This window comes from Mesocryomonas lacus, assembly GCF_055730135.2.
The window spans coordinates 128355-151112 of sequence record NZ_JBUZWE020000015.1; the positions used below are offsets into that span (position 1 = coordinate 128355).

The window sequence follows — 22758 nt, forward strand, 5'->3', positions numbered from 1 at the left end:
TCGCAGCACTGCAAGAACCGCTATAGGAAAGCGTTTCCTGCGGCCGGCCGGCCTTCTCTATAATCTTTGGCCGGCTAAGCATGGTCCAAAACTTAAGACCGTCTCAATCATGCGCTCGATAGATTGGTGGCAAGGGTTATCCTTTATTGGACAATGCCGGACACCACATGGCCATCTATTTACGGAGTGATCTGAATACTGGAAGGGTGCGGCGTTCCGCCTTGCGCAGTCTTGTCTGCAGGGCTGCAGGCGATCGGCGAGCGGCGACGGCGATCGAGTTCGCGCTGATTGCGCCGGTCCTCTTCATTCTGATGCTCGGGACGGTGGAACTCGGCCTCTGCTTTACGGCCGACATCCTCTTGCGCAATGCCACGTCGTCGGCGGCGCGACTCGGGCGGACGGGCTACGTCGCCGCCAGCACCACCCGTGACGCCATGGTGCTCGCGCAGATCACGCAGGAGGCCGGGGCACTGCTGACGCCCAGCAAGCTGACGGTCACCAGCAAGGCCTATGGCGCCTTCGATGACATCGGCAAGCCCGAGCCCTTCTCCGACGTCAACGGCAATGGAAAGCGCGACGACGGCGAGAGCTATACCGACGTCAACGGCAACGGGAAATACGATCTCGACCGCGGCAAGGATGGCCTCGGCGGCACCAGCCAGATCGTGATCTACACCGTCACCTACCCCTGGTCGTTCTTCACCCCGCTGGTCGGCCGGATGATCTCGAGCACCGGCACGATCCTTCTCACCGCGACGGCGGTGATCCAGAACGAGCCCTACTGATGCGGAGGGGCCCGACCATCCCGGCCGCGTTGCGGCGCGTACGCAGGCTTGCCATCGGGTTAAACGACCGGCGGGGCGTCGCTGCGATCGAACTCGCCCTTGCCAGCCCGGTGCTGCTCGTCCTCTTGCTCGGGACGACGGAAATCGCCGGCTTCATCAAGGTCCACTACCAGGCGGCGCAGATGGCATCGACCGTCGCCGATGCCGTCGCCCGCTACGACAAGGTGACCTCAGCCGATATCGCCGACATCCTCAGCGCCTCCGCGGCCGTGATGGACAAGGCCGATTTCGGGACCAAGGGCTACGTCGTCCTGACTTCTGCGGTGAAGGTCAAGGTAACGGACGCGCCGACCGTCGCCTGGCAATGCCGCGGTGGTGGCACGACGGCGCAGGCAAGCCGGATCGGCAAGCTGAAGAACGTGGCGACGCTGCCGGGAAGCCTGGTGCTGGATGCCGACGACAACGTCATCGTGGCGGAAGTCTTCTACACCTACACCCCGATGTTCACCCTGATCCCGATCGATACCAGGATCGTCTACAAGACCGCCGTCTTCCGGCCGCGGCTCGGCGCCCTGACCACCGTTTCAGGCTGTTGAGAGGTCGACATGGCCGCACTCCGTTTCTCTTCGCTTCGCCGATACCGAGCGGCGCTGGCCCGTCTTCGCCGCGACCGACGCGGCAGCGTCCTGCCGTTGATCGCCGTCTCCCTCTTCGTCCTCGTCGGCAGCGCCGGCTTTGCCGTCGACGGGGCACGGCTGATGCTGATGCATGCCAAGCTGCAGGCATCGATCGATGCGGCAAGCCTCTCGGCGGTCGCGCGGCTGAGCACCACGGACTATCAAGGCCAGGTCAGCAAGTTCGCGCGGGCGAACTTTCTCGACGGCTATATCGGCGCGCAGATCGCATCGATCACCTCGGTCGCCAGCAGCAATCGTGAGACGCTGACGGTGACCGCCACCGCCTCGGCCCCCACCAGCTTCATGCAGCTCTTCAACATCAAGCTGATGAGCACCAGTGCCAGCACGACCGTGACGCGGGCGATGGGGGGGCTGGAGGTGGCGCTGATCCTCGACGTCACGGGGTCGATGGATATGAATGGCAATGGCCGGCTTGCTAGCTTGAAGGCGGCGAGCAATACCCTGTTGAATATCCTGTTTGGCAGCGAGGCGACCGTCGACAAACTCCATGTCGGCATCGTGCCCTTCTCTCAAGCGGTGAACATCGGCACCGGCGGGACCCGAAGCAGCTGGGTGACCGGGAGCACTACGAACTGGGAAGGCTGTGTACAAGCACGTTTCAGCGGCCGCGATATCAAGGATGATCCGCCTATTGCGAAGTTCAATACCTACTTCAGTGAGGACTACTGCCCCCCGCCGATCACCCCTCTAACTTCGACAAAAGCCACGCTGGTGGCGGCTATCAAAGACCTGAAAGCGCAGGGCGGTACGCAGATCGTTCACGGGGCGGAGTGGGGCTGGAACCTTTTGTCGCCGAACTGGCGAGGGGTCTGGGGTGGAACGATGGGCACAACGTTGCCGCTGAACTACGGGGTGAGCGGCATGAGTAAGGCTGCTGTCATCATGACCGACGGCGAAAACAGCATGAACGATGATACCGCTTACGGCAAAGCCACCTGCACAGGCTCACGCACTTTAGCCACCTGCTCCTTTGACATCCGCATCAATACCACGGCAACCGCCAGAGACGGGTACCGCTACGATGGGCGCAATTATGTTTATTATACAGCAACTGAGAATGCTAAGCTGGATCTATTTGCCAAGTCCAATGACATTCTCGACGATAAACTCAAGGCCGTCTGCACGAACATGAAGAATGCCAGTATCACCCTATATACGGTAGCCCTCGGCAATCCAGGCGAAAACGTTAAAACGCTGCTGCGAGGCTGCGCGAGCCAGTCGGCGTTCTTCTTCGACTCGCCGACCAATGCCGACCTGCAGACCGCTTTCGCCAAGATCGGCGATTCGCTGTCCAGCCTGCGAGTCAGCCGCTGAGCCACCGCACGAACGGCTGCCGTATTTGACGGCTGGTAGTTTTATCGACCCATAAAATTGTCTGAAGTGTCCTCAGCGGACCCGGTAGACCGGCGCGCGGCCTACTCGCCGGCGGTGCAGAAGCGGCTCCGGCCGGCGGCGTCGAGATAGGTGCCAAGTTCCGGGTTAAAGCTGGCGAAGGCGTTGATGCAGTAGCGCGTCCAGGCCTCCGACCATGGCTGCAGATAGCCGGTCGCAGAAGTCTGGGGCTTGGTATTCGCGCTTGCCTCCCGCTGGCCGGCGCGGGAGTAGCCGGGCGCGATGCGGATGATCTTGGGACCGCCCTTGGAAATCACCTCGATCCCCTTGCCGCCGACCGGGCGACGGTCGAGCCGCTCCGTCTCGATGTCGATGATCTTCGGTCCGGACGGAAACCGCGGCGTCGCAGCGATGCTCCCGCCATCTCCATAGCCATAGCCGCCATAGCCGGACGAACGGTCGTAGTCGTATTCATAGGTGCCGGACCCGCCATAGGCGACGTCGTCGAGCGAGGGGATGTAGGGGCGATCGGCCGGATCGATGGCGCGGCCGACATAAACGATGGAGCCGCGGGCCTCCAAGCGTCGATCGGCGCGCGCGGCATTCTCGCGGCGATCCCAGCGGTTCCGATCGATGCCCCTGTCCCGGTCGTCGCGGCTAAAGCCAGAGACGGCAACGCCCCGGCCCGACCGGGCGGAGGAGAGCGATTCCGTAATGCTGCCATTGCTGGCGATGTCGATGAAGCCAAAGCTCCTTTCGGCCGCGGCCGAGGCGTTGCCGGCGAGCGTCAGGGCGGCAAGGGCGAGGCAGGTGGTGCGCATGGCTGTGTCCCACATTGAAACCCGTTAAAGGGTGATGTGTGACGCGCTGCATTCCGCGTGCCAGACGAAATCGTTTCATAGTGGTTCACAGAGCACTTCTTACACAGGAAAATGCAGACGGCCGGCCTGTTTCGAAGATGAATGCCCTGACGCGGGACCGGAAACCGTCGTTGCGGGAACGGCATGTCCCGGCAGACGTCCAGCCTGGCGTCGATCTCGCCAGCCCGGACGCCGATCTTAAGGATGCAGCGAGGCCGAGGCCGCCGGAGGGCGCGGCCCATACTTCCCCGAACGTCCTGCGTATCCTTCGGACACGGCAGGCAGCGAAGTCGTCCGACCGCCGCGGCGCCCGTGCGGTTGCAGGGCTATCCCCATAGCCTCGCGACAGCCCTCCGCCGTTGACGCACAAGCACGGCGGGGTGCTGCGCGCGCTGTGGCGCAGGCCGAAGATAGCCTCAGTCGGCTGCTTCGAGGTTCACGGCTTTCGGGCCCTTGCCGCGCTTGTCCGGCTCAGTCTCGTAGGAGACCTTCTGGTTCTCGACAAGGCCATTGAGCCCGGAGGCCTGGACGGCGGAAATGTGGACAAAGATGTCGGCCCCGCCATTGTCAGGCTTGATGAAGCCGAAGCCTTTCTCGGTATTGAAGAACTTCACGGTGCCAGTCTGTGCCATTGCCAATCCCTGTTCCTTGGCGGTTCGCTGCGCCACGTCAGCTGTCGCAGGCAAGTCTCGAACGGCAAGGAAGAGAAGCGATACATCGCAGGCGCCCGTCCCGGCCACCTACTCGGAGGTTAAAGCCCCCGACCCGACATTCGTTCAGTTACTGTGTTCACGAAGTTGCCCCAACCTCCTTTTTTTGCAAGGTACGGCGCGTGAATGCAAGTAAAAGTTTTTCACCGTCTTTTCCTGCACCTTTATCAACTGTAGCTAGATGTTTGTATGCAAAATTTACTAAGTTGCACCGCGATGGGTCGTCACCGATATTGACATTGCGCGGACTTGTTTTGCCAGCCAAATATCCTGGTATAAAGCCGCACGGGAAGCTCTCGGGGGTTGGCTATCGGAATGGCCTGAATAGTATGCCTTTCATGCTATGACATCCTTCGTAAACACGGCAGAGTGCAGCGCCACGATGCAAGAAGGGCCCGCTTTGCAGCGAGCCCTTTGATCTATTTGTTGCCGCCCGTCGGACCTGTCCGGCGGATACGCTTGCCCGTTTCAGGCGCGCTGGACGTTGACGGCCTTCGGGCCCTTGCCGCGGCTATCGGGCTCGACGTCGAAGGTGATCTTCGCGCCGTCCTCGATCGAGGACATGCCAGCGCGCTCGAGCGCGGTCACGTGCAGGAACACGTCCTTCGCGCCGCCGTCCGGGGTGACGAAGCCGAAGCCCTTGGAGGAGTTGAAGAATTTCACGGTGCCGGTCTGGCTCATGACAGTACCCTTTTTCACTGACGATCGACGAAATCCCGATCGGTCCGGAAGGCGGGCGTCAGCGCACGGCTTCCGATGGAGGTGACGCCGTCCGAGGGGAGGGCGCCGGTGATGTCGGAAGTTTACGTCGTGTCGGCGAAAGGGTCGAAGTCGTGAAGTTCGCTGGAAGCCCAGGGCTAGCATAGGCCTGACCAAGGATTCTGCAGCATGTTCGCGGGGAGACCCGCGGCCTTAAACGTCTCACCAGTTCTCCGGGTCAGCAAATGCCCGAGCCGTCTTGATATGGCAGTCGCTCCGGTGCTTCGCAAGGGAAGGACGATTGCCGGCTATGGTGCGCTGCGTCATTCTGGGACAGGTCCGCTCCGTCCGTCGTGCCAGATGCAGTTCGGGCGGCGCCAGGTTTCCCCAGCACCGCCCGATTGTTCATGTCGAACGTTCCGTGCGGCCTAAGCGACCTGCGGCAAGCGGTCGATCAGTTTGTCGAGCGTGACCGGATAGTCGCGCACCCTGACGCGCGTGGCGTTGTAGATCGCGTTGGCGATCGCCGCGCCGACGCCGCAGAGGCCGAGCTCGCCGACACCCTTCGCCTTCATCGGCGAGGTCGTCGGGTCGGTCTCGTCGAGGAAGATCACCTCCTGGTGCGGGATGTCGGCGTGCACCGGCACTTCGTAGCCCGCGAGATCATGGTTGACGAAGAAGCCACGGCGCGTGTCGACGGCAAGCTCCTCCATCAGCGCCCCGCCGACGCCCATGGTCATCGCGCCGATGACCTGGCTGCGGGCAGTCTTGGGGTTGAGGATACGGCCGGCGGCACAGACCGCGAGCATCCGGCGGACCCGCACCTCGGCTGTCGCCACATCGACGCCAAGCTCGACGAAGTGGCCAGCAAAGGTCGACTGCTGGAACTTCTCGCCGAGATCGCCGAACTCGATCTTGTCTTCGGCAACGATCTCGCCGTCGCGCGCGGCGTCAGTCAAGGCGATGTCCTTGCCGCCCGACCGAACGCGTCCGTCTTCGAACACCGCATCGGCCGCCGCGACGCCGAGCTTGGCCGTCACAGCCTCGCGCAGCTTGACGCAAGCGGCATAGACGCCGGCGGTGGACGAGTTGGCGCCCCACTGTCCGCCGGAACCAGCTGCCGCCGGAAAGCTCGAATCGCCGAGATTGACCGCCACCCGGTCGACCGGGACGCCCATCATCTCCGCCGCGGTCTGGGCGATGATGGTGTAGCTGCCGGTGCCGATGTCGGTCATGTCGGTCTCGACGGTCACGATGCCGTCCTGTCCGAGCCGTACGCGGGCGCCGGAGGTCATGCCCGGGCTGTCGCGGAAGCCGGCGGAAACGCCGTGCCCGACCAGCCACCTGCCGTCGCGGACCATTCCCGGCAAGGCGTTGCGCTTCGACCAGCCGAAACGCTCGGCACCCATCCTCAGGCACTCGACGAGCTGGCGCTGCGAGAACCGGCGCTCCGGGTTTTCCGGGTCGACCTGCGTGTCGTTGAGGGCGCGGAAGTCGATCGGGTCCATGCCGAGCTTCTCGGCCATCTCATCAATCGCGATCTCCAGCGCCATCAAGCCGGGCGCCTCGCCCGGCGCCCGCATTGCATTGCCCTCGGGAAGATCCAGGTGCGACAGGCGCGTGCGCATACGACGGTGCGCGCCGGCATAGAGCAGCCGGGTCTGCGCCGCCGCCATTTCCGGCTTGCCATCGGGCAGGTTGCCCGACCAGGCTTCATGCGCGATCGCCGTGATCTTGCCGTCGCGGCCGGCGCCGATGCGGATGCGCTGGATTGTCGCCGGGCGGTGCGTGGTATTGTTGAACACCATCGGCCGGGTCAGCGCGACCTTGACGGCGCGCTTGGCAGCCTTGGCGCCGAGCGCGGCGAGCACCGCATCGGAGCGCACGAACAGCTTGCCGCCGAAGCCGCCGCCGATGAAGGGCGAGATCACCCGCACTCTTTCCTTGTCGACACCGAGCGTCAGCGCGATGTCGCCGACGGCCCAGTCGATCATCTGGTTGGAGGTCCAGACGGTGACGTCGTCGCCGTCCCAGACCGCCATCGAGGCATGCGGCTCGATCATCGCATGCGCCTGGTCGGGGGTGGTGTAGGTTTCTTCCAACTTGATCTCGGCGGCGGAGAAAGCCGCGTCGAAATCGCCGACGGTGGCGTCGGGGTCCTTTTCCTCGCCTTCCGGCTTGACGCCTTCCTTATGCACCTCTGCGAGGTCGAAGCTGCCCTTCTCCTCCGCATAGGTGACGTCGATGAGATGCGCGGCTGCGCGCGCTTGCTCGAATGTCTCGGCGACCACCATGGCGATCGCCTGGTGGTAGTGGTCGACCGCCGGGCCGCCGAGCAGCTTGGCGATGTTCATTTTGCCCTTGCCGAGCGTGCCGGCATTTTCGGCCGTCACGATGGCGATCACACCGGGAGCGCGGCGGGCGGCTGCCGTATCCATCGCGGTGATCCGCCCCTTGGCAATCGTTGCCCCGAGGATGTGGCCGTAGGCGGGATTGTCGATCGCGTCATGGCGCTCGAATGCGTAGGGCGCGGTGCCGGTGGTCTTGTGACGGCCATCGATCCGGTCGATCGGCTGACCGACCACTTTCATGCGGTCGATCGGGTTGGTGGTGGCAGGCGTGTCGAACTTCATGGCTCAGTTCCTCGCATCGGAGAGCACGGCTCCAAGCGTCCGCTCGACCAGCGACAGCTTGAACGCGTTCTCCTCGGTCGGCCGGGCGTCGGCCAGCAGCTTTTCGGTGACGGCCTTGGTGCCGCGGGGCATCTCGGCCTCGGCGGCTTCGACCCGCCAGGGTTTCGGCGCGACGCCGCCCACGGCGACGCGTCCGCTGCCATCCGGCTGCACGACGGCGGCGACCGAGATGAGGGCGAAGGCGTAGGAAGCGCGGTCACGCACCTTGCGGTAGACCTGCGTGCCACCGATCGGCGCCGGCAGCGTCACCGCCGTGATGAGTTCGCCAGGCTGGAGGACGGTCTCGACCTCCGGCGTGTTGCCGGGCAGGCGGTGGAAGTCAGCCATCGCGATCTTGCGCTCGGCGCCATCGGGGCTGACCGTCTCGACCACGGCATCGAGCACCCGCAGCGCGACGTTCATGTCGCTCGGATTGGTGGCGATGCACGCATCGCTGACCCCGACGACGCCCAGCTGGCGCGAGAAGCCTTCGAGCGCCGAGCAGCCGGAACCGGGCTGGCGCTTGTTGCAAGGCTGAGCGGTGTCGTAGAAATACGGGCAGCGCGTGCGCTGCAGGAGGTTGCCCGCCGTCGTCGCGCGGTTGCGCAGCTGGCCGGAGGCGCCCGCCAGCAGAGCGCGAGACAGGACACCATAGTCGCGGCGAACGCGGGCGTCGGCGGCAAGATCTGTGTTGCGCACAAGTGCACCGACCCGAAGACCACCCTCGGTCGTCGCTTCGATCGTGTCCAGCCCCAGGCCGTTGACGTCGACCAGATGCGCCGGCGTCTCGATCTGCAGCTTCATCAAGTCGAGAAGATTGGTGCCCCCGGCGATGAATTTGGCGCCGGGTGTCTTCGCCGCCGAGGCGGCAGCAGCTTGCGGCGAGGCGGCACGCTCGTAGGTGAAGGATCTCATGCCGGCACTCCCGCAACCTCGGTCATCGCGTCGACGATGTTGGAATAGGCGCCGCAGCGGCAGAGATTGCCGCTCATGCGCTCGCGCATTTCGGTAGCAGTCATTTCCGGGGTAGCATTGAGATCGGCGCTGACATGGCTTGGAATGCCGGCCTTCACCTCCTCGATGACGCTGACCGCCGAGCAGATCTGCCCCGGCGTGCAGTAGCCGCACTGGTAGCCGTCATGCTTGATGAAAGCCGCTTGCATCGGGTGCAGATTGTCCGGCTGGCCGAGCCCCTCGATCGTGGTGATCGTCTCGCCCTCATGCATGACGGCCAGCGACAGGCAGGAATTCATCCGCCGGCCCTCGACGATCACCGTGCAGGCGCCGCACTGGCCGTGGTCGCAGCCCTTCTTCGTCCCCGTCAGGTGCAGGTGCTCGCGCAGCGCGTCGAGCAGCGTCGTCCGCAGATCGAGATCGAGCGAGTGCGCCTCGCCGTTGACCGTAAAGGAAACCTTGGACACCACCGGCGCGCCCGCCGGTGCCGTCTCGGCGGCCCGGGCGCCGGCAGGCAAAGCGCTTACCGCCGCCGTCGCCGCCGTTCCCGCCATGACTTCGCGGCGGTTCAGTTCAAAGCTGCAGGATTTCTGCATCATACGTCCAATCCGTGATCATCCAAATGCTTTGCCGCCCCTCACGTCTCGCAGCTCAATCACCCCGAGGGGAACACGAACCTGGAGCCATTCTAAAGTCGGCACTAACGTTCAACGGAAGCGACCCCATCATGTTGCCTCGCGTCCGGTCACGCTTCGGAGAAGTGGAGTTCAGAGGATTAGTTTGGATGCGGTTTCACGTGGGTGACAGCATGCGTCGGAACGGGCGGCCTAAAGCACCCGCTACGACACTCAGATCCGGCTGTTTTTGGTGATCCCGACTGGATTTGAACCAGTGACCCTCAGATTAGGAATATGGCGCCGGTCCTTGAAATGACTGTGCTTTTAGCCTCTATGTCGCAGTCATGTCGCATCAAGACAGTAGCGCGTTCTCCGCGGCAGCCAATTCCTCACCGTCATCGCCCTTCGGGAACAGGTGCGAATAGACGTCCAGCGTCATAGCAATCGTGCTGTGGCCGAGCTGCTCCTGCACTGCCTTTGCCGACAAGCCGAGGCCTCCGTCCTTCGTCGCGTTGATGCACCAAGACGCGTACCAGTGGCGCAGAGCATGCATACCGCTGTACTTCGGCAAGATCACCGGCTCGCCGTCAGCTCCCTTTTCCTCGACCGTCACGCCAGCTCGGACCATCGTTGGGTGCAAACCGCGGCGAGAGATATTGTTCAGCTGCTCGACGTTGCCGGATCCGTTAGGGAAAACGAGGCCGAGCTGACCCTTCGGACACGCTAGGCGCCACTCCCTAAGAGCGTTGCAGACGATCGGTGACGCCGGCACTGTGCGCTCCCCAGCGATCGACTTCGGCCTTCCGATCTCATTGAACCTGTCGGCCCTCTGCCGGACATGGAGAACGCGCTTGGCGAGGTCTACATCTCTCCATCGAAGCCCGCGCAGTTCGCTCGCCCGTAGGCCGGTAAAGATCGCCGTTAGCAGCATCGGCCGCCAGCGGCCCTCCAGAGCTCCCACAATCGCTTTGATCTCGTCACGGGTGGGAATGTCGACGCCAATCTTTAGGCGGCCCTTGTGACGGTCCTGCTGTCGGTCCGATCCCCTCCGCCTGCCGCTCATGTCCCGAGCGACGTTGCGTCCGACTAGACCACGTTCCTGTGCATCTGCAAGCAGAGAGCCGAGGCTCACCATCACCTTGCGGACCGTCAGCGCAGAGCGGCCACCTTTCCGTAGCTGATCCTCAAATGCGCGTAGGGCAGGGACCGACAATGCGGTGAGCCTCATGCCGCCGATCAGGGGCACGATGTGCAGGGACAGGTGAGATCGGTAGTTCGCGACCGTCGTGCGCTCGAGGTGGTTGGCTTCCGCGGTGCCAACCCAGAACTCGCCGGCTTTCGCAACAGTCACACTCGCGCTGTCGGCGACGTGCACACCCTGACGCACTTCGACATTTGCCGTCGCGGAGAAGGCGTCGGCCTCTTTTTTCAGCTTGAACGTTTTGAGCCGGCGTTTTCCGGCCGCGTCCGCGTAGTCGACCACCCATGCGGTTTTTGCCTCACCGGTGGCAGTGATCCAAGAGCGTTTGCGAACACTCATTCTCTTCCCTCTAGATAGTTTTTTTCTTCTCTCTTGTATTGTTCATCGATTTTTATCCCATCCAGCACCCGAGCTGCCAGCTCCTGGCCGATGTCTGTGTTCTGATCTAAATGCTCGATCGCCTCGATAACTAGTCTACTTGTGAACATCTGCGGAGATACTCCTCGCTCGTCTGCAAGGCGTCTAATTTCCGATTGAATACCGGGCAAAAGAACAAGCTCCTCGGCGCGACCTGCCAACAGCTTCTCATTCATGTCCATCAGAACGCGGATAATTTGTGAGTGCGGCATTGGGGACAATGAATATTCTAGACGCGTGATTATTTCGGCGTTCAGCGACCGTCCATTTTCGTCCGCTTCTTTCTTTAGTTTGTCTCGCATCAACAAGGGAAATCGAAGTTGATACTGATCCGGTTTGCTGCGCGTCTCTGCCATTCGGCACTCTCCCAAACTATCATACCCAATGGGTATAAAATTTGATTGACGTCAAGCATACCCGATGGGTATGGTTATCACATACCCAATGGGTATGGTTATGGAAGGATTACACTCAATGACGGAATTTACCGAGAGCCCACTCGATTTGGTCTGGGGAATCAAAGCGATTTCGAAAATCATCGGCCGCAGCGAGCGCCAGACTTACGACATGTGTGCGTCGGGCCATCTTCCGGCGCGTCAGGTTGGAAATCGCTGGGTCGCACGGCGGGAAGCGCTTGAGCGATTCTTCGCTGAGGTGGCGGCGTGAATAACAGCTGGGCGTCCAGGCTCCTGCAGACACTACGCCAGAAAGCGAAAGGCTCGGCGAGCGCGCCAACGCTCCCGAGCCATGGTCCAACAATTCCCCCAAAAGGAACGATTATGAACAGTGGTAAGCGTACCACCGATACTCCATCATCCGCAATGACTGACAGCTTAAGTGCCCGCTCGCAGGCATTTGCACTCCTCGAAAACCCCATCGTTCGGGTCAGCAGACTTTGTGAAGTGCAGACCTTCCTCGCGGAGCTATGGCAAGACGGCGACCCGCAGCGCCACCAGCTAGCGGATTCCATGACGACCATGGCGACCGAAATCAAAACCGCGATCGACGTGCTCGATGCTCTGTATCCGGAGTTTCACAATGCGAGCCGATGAAAGCGTTGGCGACCCGCTGCTAGACCTGATCACCCGCTACCGCCACCAGTGCGATCTATACGACAACGCCACCGAAGGCGACGACGACGACGAGCTGGAGCGCATGTACGCGGCTACCGTCAGGCCACTATGGATGGAGATGCGAGACAATATTCCCCCGGCCACTACCTATGACGGCGCCGTCGCGGCAGTCCGCTTGTGTGCCGAGGATATGGAGGTCGGCGACAGCGATATTCATAAGCCGCTGGTGCAAGCCGCCCTCACTTACTTCGACAGGGAGGCGCGCTAATGCTCCGCATGTCCTACGGCATCCTTCTCACATGGCTGCGGACTTCCACAGCGATCGTGCTCATGTCGCTAGCAAAGCTTCTCGCTCATCTTGCTGGGAGGCTTTATCGCGCCGAGCTTGCAGCCCAGGAAGCCAAGGCATCTAGCCGACTTGCGCGGTGGCGAGACCTCGAAGACACCTCAAGGGTTCGGTGATCGCACGTGGTTTCTCCGAATGACGGCAATGGCCTTCGCACTGGCAGGACGCGTCCTACTGGCTTGGCATTGGTTCAAACTATTTTGGCCAGGGCGAAGGCGCAGAGCCGGCAGCGCGATTTGGGCGTGCAGATCCTTATCGAAACAGGCGACGAAGCCGAAGAATGGTTGAGCCAGCTTGGACCGATTTCGGCAGAGCAAAAGGCCGCTCTAGAGGATGCGATTGCCAAACGCGATCGTATGCTTGAGATCGAGAAGGCTTGTGATCTATTGCGTTTCCTGCCTGAGGCCTCACTGTCGCCGTTCCTTGATGAGGGCGAGGTGCTATCGATTCCTGATGGCGTTACCTCGCGCGGCGATCATAGCCTCAATGTTACCGAAGCTTATATGGCCCGCGTCTGGGGCCGCCCATTTGCGCCGCTGGATGGGGATGCTGCCCCAGCTGAGGCAACGCCCGTCGGGCTGAATATCGTTTCAGCCTCCAGCTTCGCCGGTATCGACAAGCCACACCGAGAATTCATCGACTCGCTCGGGCTGATCCCGATGCAGAACGTGACCCTTCTCGCTGGCGATGGCGGGACGGGAAAGAGCTTACTGGCAATGCAGCTTGCATTGGGCGTCTCGACCTCAACGCGCTGGCTGAACCTCAAAGTTCGGGCGGGACCGTGCCTCTATTTTTCAGCCGAGGATGATCAGGCCGAAACCCATATACGCCTCAGCGAGATCGCCGAGGCCGATGGTATCGATCTGACGGCGGCCGAAACCCTGCGCATCATCTTGCTCGCGGGCGAGGATGCGGTCCTGGCGAACGACGATCCGAAAACTGGGCTCGTCAAATGGACTGGCCTCTTCGCAAAGCTGCAGGATGTCATCCGGGCCGAGCGGCCGGTCCTCGTCATTCTCGACAATCTGGCTGACGTGTTCGCGGGTAACGAGAACGTCCGATCCTCGGCTCGCCAGTTCATCGGAAAGCTACGAGGCGTCGCAATCGAGTTCGGTTGCGCAATCGTGGTGCTGTCCCATCCATCGCTGTCAGGCATGGCAAGCGGCAGCGGTACCAGCGGGAACACCGCCTGGTCGAACAGCGCTCGTTCTCGCCTCTACCTTCGACGTGACATCGGTGATGACAAGACCGAGCTGAACCCCCAGCGCCGCATCCTGCAGACCATGAAAGCCAACTATGGCCCGATCGGCGGGTCCATTACCTTGGAGTGGAGTGAGGGTCGTTTCATCTCGGTTGACGGTCCCGCTGGTCGTCTCGGGCATCTCGATGCAGGAGCACGGAGAAGCCGGGCCGAGCGTGTCTTTCTGGAAATGGTGATCCGGTTCACTGGGCAAAATCGGCCGATCTCTCCTGCCAAAAGCCCCGCCTATGCCCCTGCGCTCTTCGCGGACCATCCGATGGCTGAAGGAGTGAAGGCGCGGGAGTTCTATGCGGCGATGAACAGCCTCTTGGAAAAGGGCCGGATTGAGATCATCGAGACCGGTCCAATCTCTAGGCGTCGGTCGCAGATCGTCATGAAGCAGGAGGTCGAAGAGTGATTTCGACCAGCCTACCAACCGCCTACCAACCGGAATTACCAACCGGCCTTCTAACCGCCTACCAACCGCCTTCCAACTGGTGCCAACCAAGCATTTCCAGGCTTCCAACCGGCACTTACCAACCAGAATTACCAACCGGCCTACCAACCGCCTACCAACGGGTACCAACCGAGCATTTGCGGGGCCTCCAGCGCGTCGCGCCCAACCCTATTACTAACGTAATAGGTAGCGGGGCCTTGGAGGCCCCCGCCACCTTAAACCAGCGAAGCATGGCGGCGTGCACCGGGTTCCGAGCCTTGTGGTCAGGCGCCCTGCACGGCGGAAGACAATGGCCTGCGAGGGGATGTCCTTCTGCCTCGGCAGTGCCGCGCCGGGACAGCCTGAACTCCAGCGTCCCATCCAGCCCCCCATTCAGGGACCGTATCGGCCTGCTTCTGCCCCCTGCGGGGCGGAAACGCCCCAAACCTCTCTAGTCAGACACGCTTTGCGGAGTGTCAAAAGCCCGTCAAAGGCAATTTCTCGCCAGCCCAACGAAGTGGATTTGTGAACAATGACTGACGGCACCATGGGCAAGTCCGAGTTCGCCCGGCACATCGGCGTCGACCCCGCCGTCATCACTCGATACCTCCGCTCCGGCATCGTCGGACCGGATGCGCTCTTCGGATCTGGCCGAGATGCTCGCATCGTGGTCGCCCGAGCGATCAAGCAAATTCGCGAGCGTCGAAACCCGAGCCAGGCGCTCGGCAACGGGATGAACACCAGGCTGGAGTTCACCTCGCAGGAATCTGAGAACGCGCCGCCGGCGCCCCGGCCCGACAGCCTCGATGAACAGTTCAAGCGGGAAAAGCTTAAGGGCAGTCAGATGGCGAACCGGAAGGCCGCCGAAGAAGAGGCAGCCCGATCCGGTCGATTTACCGAAACCGCGGCGGTTCGGGCCGAGATGATGAGGCAAGCCGCCACCGCCTTGGTGGCCTTCGAGGGGTCGTTCTCGGCCATGGCAAGCGCGGTGGCGAGCAAATTTGGTATCCCGCAGCGCGACGTGCTGCATTTGCTGCGTAACGAGTTCCGAGCACAGCGCGTGGTTCTCGCCGAGAAGCATCAAGCATCCGCCGACGCGCTGCCTCGCCTGGTCGATAGCGTCCTCGATACGGGTTTTGAGGACGATCAATGACCGATGAAACCGTCAGAGTGACCCATTGGGACTGGCTGGTCGAAAGCGTCATGGCTGAGGCGTTTGCCCCTTCCGGCGATGTAACGTCTGAGCACTCCCTGCCTGCTACTGCTGCCGATCGCCGCCCCGACCACAACAACCCAGAAGCCCGTCTCGAAGCGATGAGTGATCGGAGTTCAAGGCGAAACTTATTCGAGGATATGGACGAGGCGATTCTAGAGCTGGAGAAAGCCGAGACCGAGGGCGCCCGCAGGATCGGTGTGGCTCTTCAACGCTGGCGCGCTGAGGGTGCAAGCATTCCCCTCGACCGAGCGCTAGGCTTCTGAACCCGTGGCGGTGTCTCACCAGCACGTGGCGAAGCTCTGGCAAAGCGCGACGATATGCTCCGCGCCCTGTGGCGGTTGTTGCCGGAATGGAATTCCTTTTCGCCCACGGCCGCGGCCCGGCTCATGGCGCTCAGCGCATCGCGATATGAGCAAAACCGCTGGCCGAGCGCGCGCTACAGCGCCTCGGCGCCGTCGGCAGATCCGGCAACAACCTGGTGGCGCATCCTGTCGAGCAATCTCCCGGTTCCGCAAGCGAAACACTTGACCCGCATTTTAGTCGAGGACTTTCAAGACGGGGTTTGAATGTCCCAGCCTTTGCCAGATCCTCAGGCCATCACACCGCAGGAGTCGACCGGCAGATGGTTATTGCCCCAACCGCACGTAGGCCTTGCCTTGAGGCGATTGAAGCCGCAGCCGAGATGGCAGCTAAGACACATCGGACAGCGAGCCGGCTAAGCGAGGCGGCCCGAAATTGCTTCTATCGTCTCGAGGAGCAGCAGATCGCCACGAGCCAGAACCTGGCGGAAACATCGCTGCGCAGCACCGAGCTGATGAATGAGCTGCGCGGCGATGCCGCAGCGGGTCAGATGCGGCTGGAAGTCGTGCAGCGTGAGGCGGTGGCCGCCAAGCCTCCGCTCCGCGTCGACATCGTTGAGAACGCGAAACAGCGACAGGCCGAAGCGCAGGCCGCCGTGAGGCGGCGATGGCTCCAGATGAGCCCAGTCCGAGCCGAGCCCCTGCTGTCGCCGTCAAGAAGCTTCGCGTCGATATCGTTGAGAGCATGCGTCGGCGGTTCGAGGATCAGGGCTCACGGCCGGACTTAAATCATCCAGTTTCCCGCGTGTGTTCTGTCCGTCCGCGCGCGGGATGTGGGATCGGCTGAACGTTTGACGGGGTTCACGGCCGCGACAGCGCTTCCTACCGGAGTCTCCCACTCCGCCAAGGCGCCACCCTTCTCCGACGGGATCAAGACATTGGCCGATCTGGACAGCACGATCAGGAAGCACATCGCGACAGGCGCAGCAGACGGCCAAGGCGCATGCCTGATAGCCGCCGCGCTCTTTGAGTTTGCCCGGGTGTACGAGAGCCGCACGGCCGATGCGACTCATGCGCCCAACCTGGCCGACATCGCCGGGCAGATTGCCAAGGCGATCGAGCGCGTCGAGGACAGGATTTCAGAGCTATCGGACACCATCCTTTCGAAATAAGATACTTCGCAAGCTATCCTAGCGCCTGATCGATCTAGGGGCGGCGAAGGGAAAGCTGCCGTTCGGCTCCCAGCCCTTAAATCAATGTAAAAGTTCTCTTCACTCTTTGTCTCGGTGTGCTGATCCCTACTAAGGAGGGAGTCACAGGCTCTCCCTACTGCTCTGCAGTACGCAGTGTCGGATCAAGGCGGTCACGAAGGTAGTCGCCGAGAAGGCTGACGCCGAGCGTCGTCAGGAAGATCGCGATTCCAGCAGGGATTGCCATCCACCAGGCGGTGGCGATGTAGTTTCGGCCCTCGCCGAGCATCAGGCCGAGGCTCGTCTGCGGCGGCTGGACGCCGAGGCCAAGGAAAGAGAGCGAGGTTTCGAGCAGGATCAGCTCGGGAAAGTTCAGCGTCACCTGCACGACGAGGACGCTAAGGATGTTCGGCAGGACATGCCGGAGATAGATCCGGAATGGGTGGACGCCGAGCGTGCGGATCGCAAAGGCATAGCCCTGGGCATTCGCCTGCAGGACGAGCCCGCGCGTCAGCCGCGCATAGACCTCCCAGCCGTAGAAGCCGATGACGAAGAGAAACAGCTCGAAGCTGTTGCCGAAGAAGGCGAGGACCGCCAGCGCGATGATGAGGAAGGGCATCGAGGCCTGGAAGTCGACGGCCAGCATGATCGCCTCCTCAACCCAGCCGCGGAAATGAGCGGCGAGGAAGCCGAGGAAGGTGCCGACGACGGAGCCGATCAGCGTGCCACAGAAGGCGATGAGAAGGCTGGAGCGCATGGCGTAGATCAGCCGCGAGAAAACGTCGCGGCCGAGCCCGTCGGTCCCGAGCAAATGGGCCGGATCGCCGCCGAGAAAGGCCGGCGTCTTCAGGCGTTTCAGGAGGCTCTGCTCGGCATAGCCGTAGGGCGCGATCCAGTCGGCACCGACGGCGAGGACGAGCGCCAGGATGAGCCAGGCGCAGCAGATTAGGATGACCAGGGGCATGCGCCGCCGGCGCGGCGGCTTCGCTGCCGCCTCGCCAGCGACGGTCTCTGTTGTGGCAGTCATGCCCGGGCCTCGCTGCGGCCGGTGCCGATGCGCGGATCGAGCCAGCCATAGGTGATGTCGACGAAGAAGTTCACGGCGACCATGGTGAAGGCGATGAGAAGGACGACCGTCTGCACCACGGCGAGATCGCGCGCGGCGACTGCGTTGACGAGAAGCTGACCGATGCCGGGCCAGGCGAACACCGTTTCGACTACCACGGCGCCACCGATCAGCGCGCCGATCCTGAGGCCAATCACCGTGACGATGGGAATGCCGGCGTTTGGCAAGGCATGGCCGAGGATGCTGCGGCCAAAGGGCACGCCCTTCGCTCGCGCGGTGCGCATGTAGGGCTGATGGAGGACTTCGAGCAGGGAGGAGCGAGTGAAGCGCGCGACCGTCGCGGCATAGCTGGTGCCGAGCGTCACCGCCGGCAGCACCATGTGCTTCCACGTGCCGAATCCCGAGCTCGGCAGCACGCGCCACGTCATCGCGAAGAGGAGGATCAGGAGGATGCCGAGAAAGAAGTTCGGCATGGAATGGCCGATGATGGTGAAGGCCATGGTCGCGTGGTCGGTGCTTGTCCCGCGCTTCAGCGCCGCGAGGACGCCGGCGCCGAGTCCGAGGAGAAGCGTCAGGGCGAGTGCGGCGAGACCGAGTTGAAGCGTCTGCGGGACGCGTTCGAGGACGACGCCCAGCGCCGGCCGGTCGTCGCGGAACGAGACGCCGAAATCGCCGCGCAGGATGCCCGCGACGTAGCGCACATATTGCTCCGGCACGGGCCGGTCGAGGCCCAGCATCTCGCGGTAAGCGGCGACCACCGCAGCCGGTGCGTCGTCCGGAAGGAGTTGCGTCACCGGATCACCGGACATGCGCAGGACAATGAAGACGAAGGTCACCGAGAGGACTAGGGTCAGGGCAGCGCGCAACAGCTTGGTGAGAAGGAAGCGTGCGGTCATGCCGGCGACCCGCTTTGTCCCGTCGACCAGCCGAAATCGGTGATTGGCCGTCCCTCCACGAGCCATTGCTCGACGCCCTGCTCGTAAACGCCGAGGCTGGCGCCCAGTGTCCGTCGGTCGACCTCCGGCGCGGTGCCGTCGCCCGTCGCCAGGGACTCGGCGAGGACGCGGCCGCTGGTGCCGTCCGTGGCAAGGCCGAGGATCGTCAGCAGCGTCGGCGCGATGTCCGGCAGCCAGCACGGCGTCTCGGAGACGAAGCCAGCTCGGAACGCCGGGCCGGAGCCTGCCAGAACCGTGTGGAGCTCGCCGCGCGTCAGCCCGCCATGGATACCGCCGCCGGCCTCAATGCCGCCGGTAAAGAGGCAGGTTTCCGGCGCGCCGTAGCTCGGTGCCGGCGAAGCGCGAAGGGTGAAGGAGACCGGCGCCGAGCGGGCATGACCGCCGCCAAGAGCGGAAGCGGGCAGGGCGCCCGGAACGGTCCCCCCGCGATCGCCCGGCAGGGTGACGAGGATCAGCCCGCAGAAAGGCTCTTGCGCCAGCCGCTCGACGGCGGCGGCGATCGTGCCGGCGGTGGGATCGGGCAGATAAAGGCCGGAAAATCTCCCGGGCGAAAGCCATTCGGCATAGTCCGGCAGCGCGGCGGCGAGGTCGAGCTTCGCCGAGCCGGTGATGTGGCCGTGGTCAGACATGACGACGATGTTTTCGGGACCGTCGCCCGCCTCCCACCAGTCGAGGATCCGCCCGAAGGCGTCGTCGCAGCCGCGCTGCGCTGCGATCGTCTCCGGGGCATCGACGCCGAAACCGTGCGAGGTGATGTCGGGATCGGACATCCAGAGGATCGAGAGATCTGGCCGATGCTGGGGGTGGACGATCTCGGTGAGGACCCGCGCCGCGTAGTCGACGCGGGCGGTATTCGGCGTCGCGGCGGCCGGCACCGGGCCGAAACGGTCGGCGGCCGTCGCCATCAGCTCCGGCGTGCCGACGCCCGGATAGACCGAGAATACCGGTTGGCCGAGTTTTGCCGCGCCGTAGCTGATCATCGTGGTGGCGCCGGGCGTCGCGGTGGTGACCACGGCAAACTCCTTGCCGGCGCGCGCCAGGCGCTGGCCGAGGCTTTCGCGGTCGATGAGGACGCCGAGCGCATCGGCGCGGGCGAGCGACTTGTGGTCGGCCGTGTTGAACAGGCCGTCCGGCTGCACCGCCCGGTGGATGAACTGGTTGGCGACAAGGCCGTGCAGGCCCGGCGCGCAGCCGGTCACCGTGCTCGTCGAGGCGACGCGCGTCTCGCTCGGAAAGACGCTGCGGGCGTTGGCCATATCGGTGCCGCCGGTGATGAAGCGGGCGAGGCGGGGCATGCGCTCAGCCGTGGCGCGATCGCGGCGCAGGCCGTCAAAGCAGACAAGAAGCGTCGAGCCGGCGGTCATGCAGGGGACTCCGGCATTGATGAGGATAGGGCCTGACGCGCCGCGACGGGGTCGTTGACCAGAAAGCCGCTGGCGCCGTCGGCCCTCATGCGGCGCAGAGCGTCGGCGTCGAACTCGCCGACGTCGCGCGTCGTGCCGTGATGACCGGTGGTGACCCAGACAGAGCGGCCGCGGCCGATGATGCCGCCGAGGTGGGCCGCATCCGTCTCCCACAGCCGTAGGATGTCGCCGCCGGCCGCGAAGAACGCGTCCTCCTCCGCCGGCGATGCGAGAAGACCTAGGATTTTAGCCGCCGTCAGCGCGCGGACGTGGCGAACCGTGGCCAGCGTGTGCAGCCCGAAGATCAGCCCGTCGTGCCCCGAATGCGCCGCCGCGGCGACGAGCCGGTCGAGCACCTCGGGCCGCTCGTCCTTGACGTCGAAGAGGATGGAATGGTCCGCCGGCAGCGTTGCGAAAAGAACGTCTAGAGTTGGCGCCGCCGCCTCTCCGTCCACCGTGACCGCGGCGAGTTCGGTAGCGCTGGTGTCGGCGATCGTCTCCGGGCGGCCGGCGAGGCGGCGCAGGTCGGCGTCGTGGCAGCAGACGAGGACGCCGTCGCGCGTCATGCGGATGTCGACCTCGACGACGTCGGCGCCGGTGTCGACTGCCGCGCGCCAGGCCGCGGGGGAGTTTTCGCGGTGGGCGGCGGAATAGCCGCGATGGGCGACGATCGCTGGCAGGACTGTATCGGGCATGGTCAGGCTTTCAAGAGGGAGGCAAGAGCGCGGGCATCCCGCTGCCGGCGGGCGGCCGGCGAGGCGGCTGGCAGGGCAGCGATGAGCGCGCGCGTGTAGGTATGCTCGGGCTTGGCAAAGACCTCGGCGGCAGGTCCGGTCTCGACGATCCGCCCCTGGCGCATCACAGCGATGCGGTGACTGACATGACGGACGACGCCAAGATCGTGGGAGATGAAGAGGAAGGCGACGCCGAACTCGGCCTGCAGGTCCTGCAAGAGGTTCAGGATCTGCGCCTGCACCGAGACGTCGAGGGCGCTCACCGCTTCGTCGCAGACGATCACGTCCGGCGACAGCGAGAGGGCCCGGGCGATCACCGCGCGTTGCAACTGGCCGCCCGACAGCTGGTGCGGAAAACGGCCGCCGAGCCCGGCCAGGCCGACGCGCGCCAGCATGGCCTCGATGGTGCTGCCACCAGCGTCCATGCCGTGCGCCTCCATCGGCTCGCGCACCTGTGCGGCGATCGACAGCCGAGGATCGAGAGCCTGCGAGGGGTTCTGGAAGACGACCTGGACATGGCGGCGCTGGCGCCGCCATGCGGGCGAACCGATCGCCGCATAGGGCTCGCCGCGAAAGCTCACCCGGCCGGCGCTCGGCGCCTCGATGCCGGCGGCGATGCGCCCGAGCGTCGACTTGCCGCTGCCGCTCTCGCCGACGATGCCGAGCGTCTCGCCGGGGCCGAGCGCGATATCGATGCCGTCGACGGCGCGCACCGGCTCCGCCCTGCGCCACCATGACGTCTTGCCGCCATAGTGACGGCTGACCTCGCGCAGGGTCAGCACAGCCTTAGAAGGGGCGTCCGTTCCCGCGCCGGTCACGGCGCCAGCCCCTGGCTTGGTCCGGGATAATGGCATGCCACTGTCTGTGCGGCCGCGTAGCCGCGCAGCGCCGGCAAGGTCTCGCACAGATCGGTCGCCCGGGGGCAGCGGGTCCGGAAGGCGCAGCCGCTCGGGCGTGCCGTCGGCCGCGGCACCGTGCCGGCGATGGCGGCCAGGCGTCCGCGCGCCGCCGTCAGCGCGTGCAGCCGGCAGTCCATCAGCCCGCGCGTATAGGGATGCGCGGGGTTCTCGAAGATGTCGTCGACCGGACCCGTCTCGACGATCCGGCCCGAATACATCACCGCCACGCGGTCGGCGATCTCGGCGACGACGCTGAGATCGTGGGTGACGAAGATCATCGCCGTGCCCGTCTCCTGCTGCAGCGTCTTCATTAGCTTTAGGATCTGCGCCTGGGTGGTGACGTCGAGCGCCGTCGTCGCCTCGTCGGCGACGATCAGCCTGGGCTTGCAGGCGAGCGCCATGGCGATCATCACGCGCTGGCACATGCCGCCGGAGAGCTGATGCGGGTAGTCCCTCGCCCTTTCCGCGGGATCCTTGATACCGACGCGGTCGAGAAGCTCGATCGCCCGCGGCATTGCCGCGCGCAGGCCGATGTTTTCGTGCACGACGAGTGCCTCGGCGACCTGCCGTCCGACGCGCTGCACCGGGTTGAGCGAGGCGACGGGATCCTGGAAGATCATCGCCATGTCGCGGCCGCGGATTTCGCGGAACTGCTTCTCAGAGAGCCCGGTCAGTTCGCGGCCCCTCAGAACCACGCTGCCGGTCTGCCGCCGGACCGGATCGGCGAGCAGCCCCATCGCCGAAAGGCAGGTGAGGCTCTTGCCGCAGCCGCTCTCGCCGACCAGACAGAGCGTCTGGCCGGGCGCGACCTCAAGCGAGACGTCGATGACGAGGTCAACGTCGCCGGTGCCGACGCTCAGATGCTGGATCGCGAGGACCTGCGTCGGGGCGGGTGCGTCAGGGGCACCGCGCCACCGCGCCAACGCATCGGCTTGGCCGGCGCGGTGGCGCTCAA

26 protein-coding genes are annotated in these 22758 nt (G+C 64.0%); 12 read left to right on the forward strand and 14 right to left on the reverse strand.

Annotated elements, in window-relative coordinates; genetic code table 11:
* Window positions 1-167 precede the first annotated feature (167 nt).
* The 3 genes from ACZLZY_RS21210 to ACZLZY_RS21220 are packed head-to-tail and all read left to right on the forward strand — an operon-like array spanning window position 168 to window position 2797.
* A complete protein-coding gene (locus ACZLZY_RS21210) occupies window positions 168-785 on the forward strand; it encodes a TadE/TadG family type IV pilus assembly protein (RefSeq protein WP_472936042.1) in 618 nt (205 codons plus the stop codon).
* Window positions 785-1381, forward strand: a complete 597-nt coding sequence (locus ACZLZY_RS21215; protein ID WP_472936043.1) for a TadE/TadG family type IV pilus assembly protein — start codon at window positions 785-787, stop codon at window positions 1379-1381. The genes ACZLZY_RS21210 and ACZLZY_RS21215 overlap by 1 nt, the downstream gene beginning before the upstream one ends.
* A 9-nt stretch (window positions 1382-1390) precedes the next feature.
* Window positions 1391-2797, forward strand: coding sequence for a pilus assembly protein TadG-related protein (locus ACZLZY_RS21220; protein WP_472936044.1), 1407 nt, complete (start codon window positions 1391-1393; stop codon window positions 2795-2797).
* Between the two features lie 101 nt (window positions 2798-2898).
* Here the strand turns inward: ACZLZY_RS21220 and ACZLZY_RS21225 are convergent, their stop codons facing one another.
* The 8 genes from ACZLZY_RS21225 to ACZLZY_RS21260 all read right to left on the reverse strand — a co-directional run bounded on the left by ACZLZY_RS21225 (window position 2899) and on the right by ACZLZY_RS21260 (window position 11301).
* Window positions 2899-3636 carry a BA14K family protein gene (locus ACZLZY_RS21225; RefSeq protein WP_472936045.1) on the reverse strand — a complete coding sequence of 246 codons (738 nt, stop codon included), beginning with the start codon at window positions 3634-3636 and terminating at the stop codon, window positions 2899-2901.
* A 455-nt stretch (window positions 3637-4091) separates the two neighbouring features.
* Complete coding sequence (locus tag ACZLZY_RS21230; protein ID WP_188853002.1) at window positions 4092-4307, reverse strand: cold-shock protein; 216 nt, start codon at window positions 4305-4307, stop codon at window positions 4092-4094.
* 546 nt (window positions 4308-4853) lie between these two features.
* Window positions 4854-5066, reverse strand: a complete 213-nt coding sequence (locus tag ACZLZY_RS21235) for a cold-shock protein (protein ID WP_472936046.1) — start codon at window positions 5064-5066, stop codon at window positions 4854-4856.
* 446 nt (window positions 5067-5512) lie between these two features.
* Window positions 5513-7717 (reverse strand): aldehyde oxidoreductase molybdenum-binding subunit PaoC, encoded by a 2205-nt coding sequence (paoC, locus tag ACZLZY_RS21240; RefSeq protein WP_472936047.1) that lies wholly within the window; start codon window positions 7715-7717, stop codon window positions 5513-5515.
* A gap of 3 nt (window positions 7718-7720) precedes the next feature.
* Window positions 7721-8671: an FAD binding domain-containing protein gene (locus ACZLZY_RS21245; protein WP_472936048.1), complete on the reverse strand. Its 951-nt coding sequence runs from the start codon at window positions 8669-8671 to the stop codon at window positions 7721-7723.
* Complete coding sequence (paoA, locus tag ACZLZY_RS21250) at window positions 8668-9306, reverse strand: aldehyde dehydrogenase iron-sulfur subunit PaoA (protein WP_472936071.1); 639 nt, start codon at window positions 9304-9306, stop codon at window positions 8668-8670. Before paoA ends, ACZLZY_RS21245 begins: the two co-directional genes overlap by 4 nt.
* Before the next feature lie 373 nt (window positions 9307-9679).
* Window positions 9680-10867: a tyrosine-type recombinase/integrase gene (locus ACZLZY_RS21255; RefSeq protein ID WP_472936049.1), complete on the reverse strand. Its 1188-nt coding sequence runs from the start codon at window positions 10865-10867 to the stop codon at window positions 9680-9682.
* Window positions 10864-11301, reverse strand: coding sequence for an Arc family DNA-binding protein (locus ACZLZY_RS21260; protein ID WP_472936050.1), 438 nt, complete (start codon window positions 11299-11301; stop codon window positions 10864-10866). Before ACZLZY_RS21260 ends, ACZLZY_RS21255 begins: the two co-directional genes overlap by 4 nt.
* Before the next feature lie 118 nt (window positions 11302-11419).
* Between ACZLZY_RS21260 and ACZLZY_RS21265 the strand changes: the two genes are divergently transcribed.
* From ACZLZY_RS21265 to ACZLZY_RS21305, 9 genes are all read left to right on the forward strand, one after another.
* Entirely contained in the window at window positions 11420-11611 is a 192-nt protein-coding gene (locus ACZLZY_RS21265; RefSeq protein ID WP_472936051.1) for a helix-turn-helix domain-containing protein, read from the forward strand.
* A gap of 113 nt (window positions 11612-11724) precedes the next feature.
* Window positions 11725-11997, forward strand: coding sequence for a hypothetical protein (locus ACZLZY_RS21270; RefSeq protein ID WP_472936052.1), 273 nt, complete (start codon window positions 11725-11727; stop codon window positions 11995-11997).
* Window positions 11984-12286: a hypothetical protein gene (locus ACZLZY_RS21275; protein ID WP_472936053.1), complete on the forward strand. Its 303-nt coding sequence runs from the start codon at window positions 11984-11986 to the stop codon at window positions 12284-12286. Before ACZLZY_RS21270 ends, ACZLZY_RS21275 begins: the two co-directional genes overlap by 14 nt.
* A 257-nt stretch (window positions 12287-12543) precedes the next feature.
* A complete protein-coding gene (locus ACZLZY_RS21280) occupies window positions 12544-14022 on the forward strand; it encodes an AAA family ATPase (RefSeq protein WP_472936054.1) in 1479 nt (492 codons plus the stop codon).
* Between the two features lie 550 nt (window positions 14023-14572).
* The gene (locus ACZLZY_RS21285; RefSeq protein WP_472936055.1) at window positions 14573-15193 is read left to right on the forward strand and encodes a hypothetical protein; all 621 of its coding nucleotides are present in this window, start codon (window positions 14573-14575) and stop codon (window positions 15191-15193) included.
* Entirely contained in the window at window positions 15190-15519 is a 330-nt protein-coding gene (locus ACZLZY_RS21290; protein WP_472936056.1) for a hypothetical protein, read from the forward strand. Before ACZLZY_RS21285 ends, ACZLZY_RS21290 begins: the two co-directional genes overlap by 4 nt.
* Window positions 15520-15573: 54 nt before the next feature.
* Complete coding sequence (locus ACZLZY_RS21295) at window positions 15574-15822, forward strand: hypothetical protein (RefSeq protein ID WP_472936057.1); 249 nt, start codon at window positions 15574-15576, stop codon at window positions 15820-15822.
* A gap of 56 nt (window positions 15823-15878) precedes the next feature.
* The gene (locus tag ACZLZY_RS21300) at window positions 15879-16343 is read left to right on the forward strand and encodes a hypothetical protein (protein WP_472936058.1); all 465 of its coding nucleotides are present in this window, start codon (window positions 15879-15881) and stop codon (window positions 16341-16343) included.
* A 150-nt stretch (window positions 16344-16493) separates the two neighbouring features.
* A complete protein-coding gene (locus ACZLZY_RS21305) occupies window positions 16494-16727 on the forward strand; it encodes a hypothetical protein (protein WP_472936059.1) in 234 nt (77 codons plus the stop codon).
* A 154-nt stretch (window positions 16728-16881) separates the two neighbouring features.
* Here the strand turns inward: ACZLZY_RS21305 and ACZLZY_RS21310 are convergent, their stop codons facing one another.
* The 6 genes from ACZLZY_RS21310 to ACZLZY_RS21335 are packed head-to-tail and all read right to left on the reverse strand — an operon-like array spanning window position 16882 to window position 22726.
* Window positions 16882-17772, reverse strand: a complete 891-nt coding sequence (locus ACZLZY_RS21310; RefSeq protein WP_472936060.1) for an ABC transporter permease — start codon at window positions 17770-17772, stop codon at window positions 16882-16884.
* Complete coding sequence (locus ACZLZY_RS21315; RefSeq protein ID WP_472936061.1) at window positions 17769-18707, reverse strand: ABC transporter permease; 939 nt, start codon at window positions 18705-18707, stop codon at window positions 17769-17771. The genes ACZLZY_RS21310 and ACZLZY_RS21315 overlap by 4 nt, the downstream gene beginning before the upstream one ends.
* Window positions 18704-20131, reverse strand: a complete 1428-nt coding sequence (locus ACZLZY_RS21320; protein ID WP_472936062.1) for an alkaline phosphatase family protein — start codon at window positions 20129-20131, stop codon at window positions 18704-18706. The genes ACZLZY_RS21315 and ACZLZY_RS21320 overlap by 4 nt, the downstream gene beginning before the upstream one ends.
* Entirely contained in the window at window positions 20128-20865 is a 738-nt protein-coding gene (locus ACZLZY_RS21325) for a glycerophosphodiester phosphodiesterase (RefSeq protein WP_472936063.1), read from the reverse strand. The genes ACZLZY_RS21320 and ACZLZY_RS21325 overlap by 4 nt, the downstream gene beginning before the upstream one ends.
* A 2-nt stretch (window positions 20866-20867) precedes the next feature.
* Entirely contained in the window at window positions 20868-21758 is an 891-nt protein-coding gene (locus tag ACZLZY_RS21330) for an ATP-binding cassette domain-containing protein (protein ID WP_472936064.1), read from the reverse strand.
* Entirely contained in the window at window positions 21719-22726 is a 1008-nt protein-coding gene (locus ACZLZY_RS21335; protein ID WP_472936072.1) for an ABC transporter ATP-binding protein, read from the reverse strand. The genes ACZLZY_RS21330 and ACZLZY_RS21335 overlap by 40 nt, the downstream gene beginning before the upstream one ends.
* Window positions 22727-22758 lie beyond the last annotated feature (32 nt).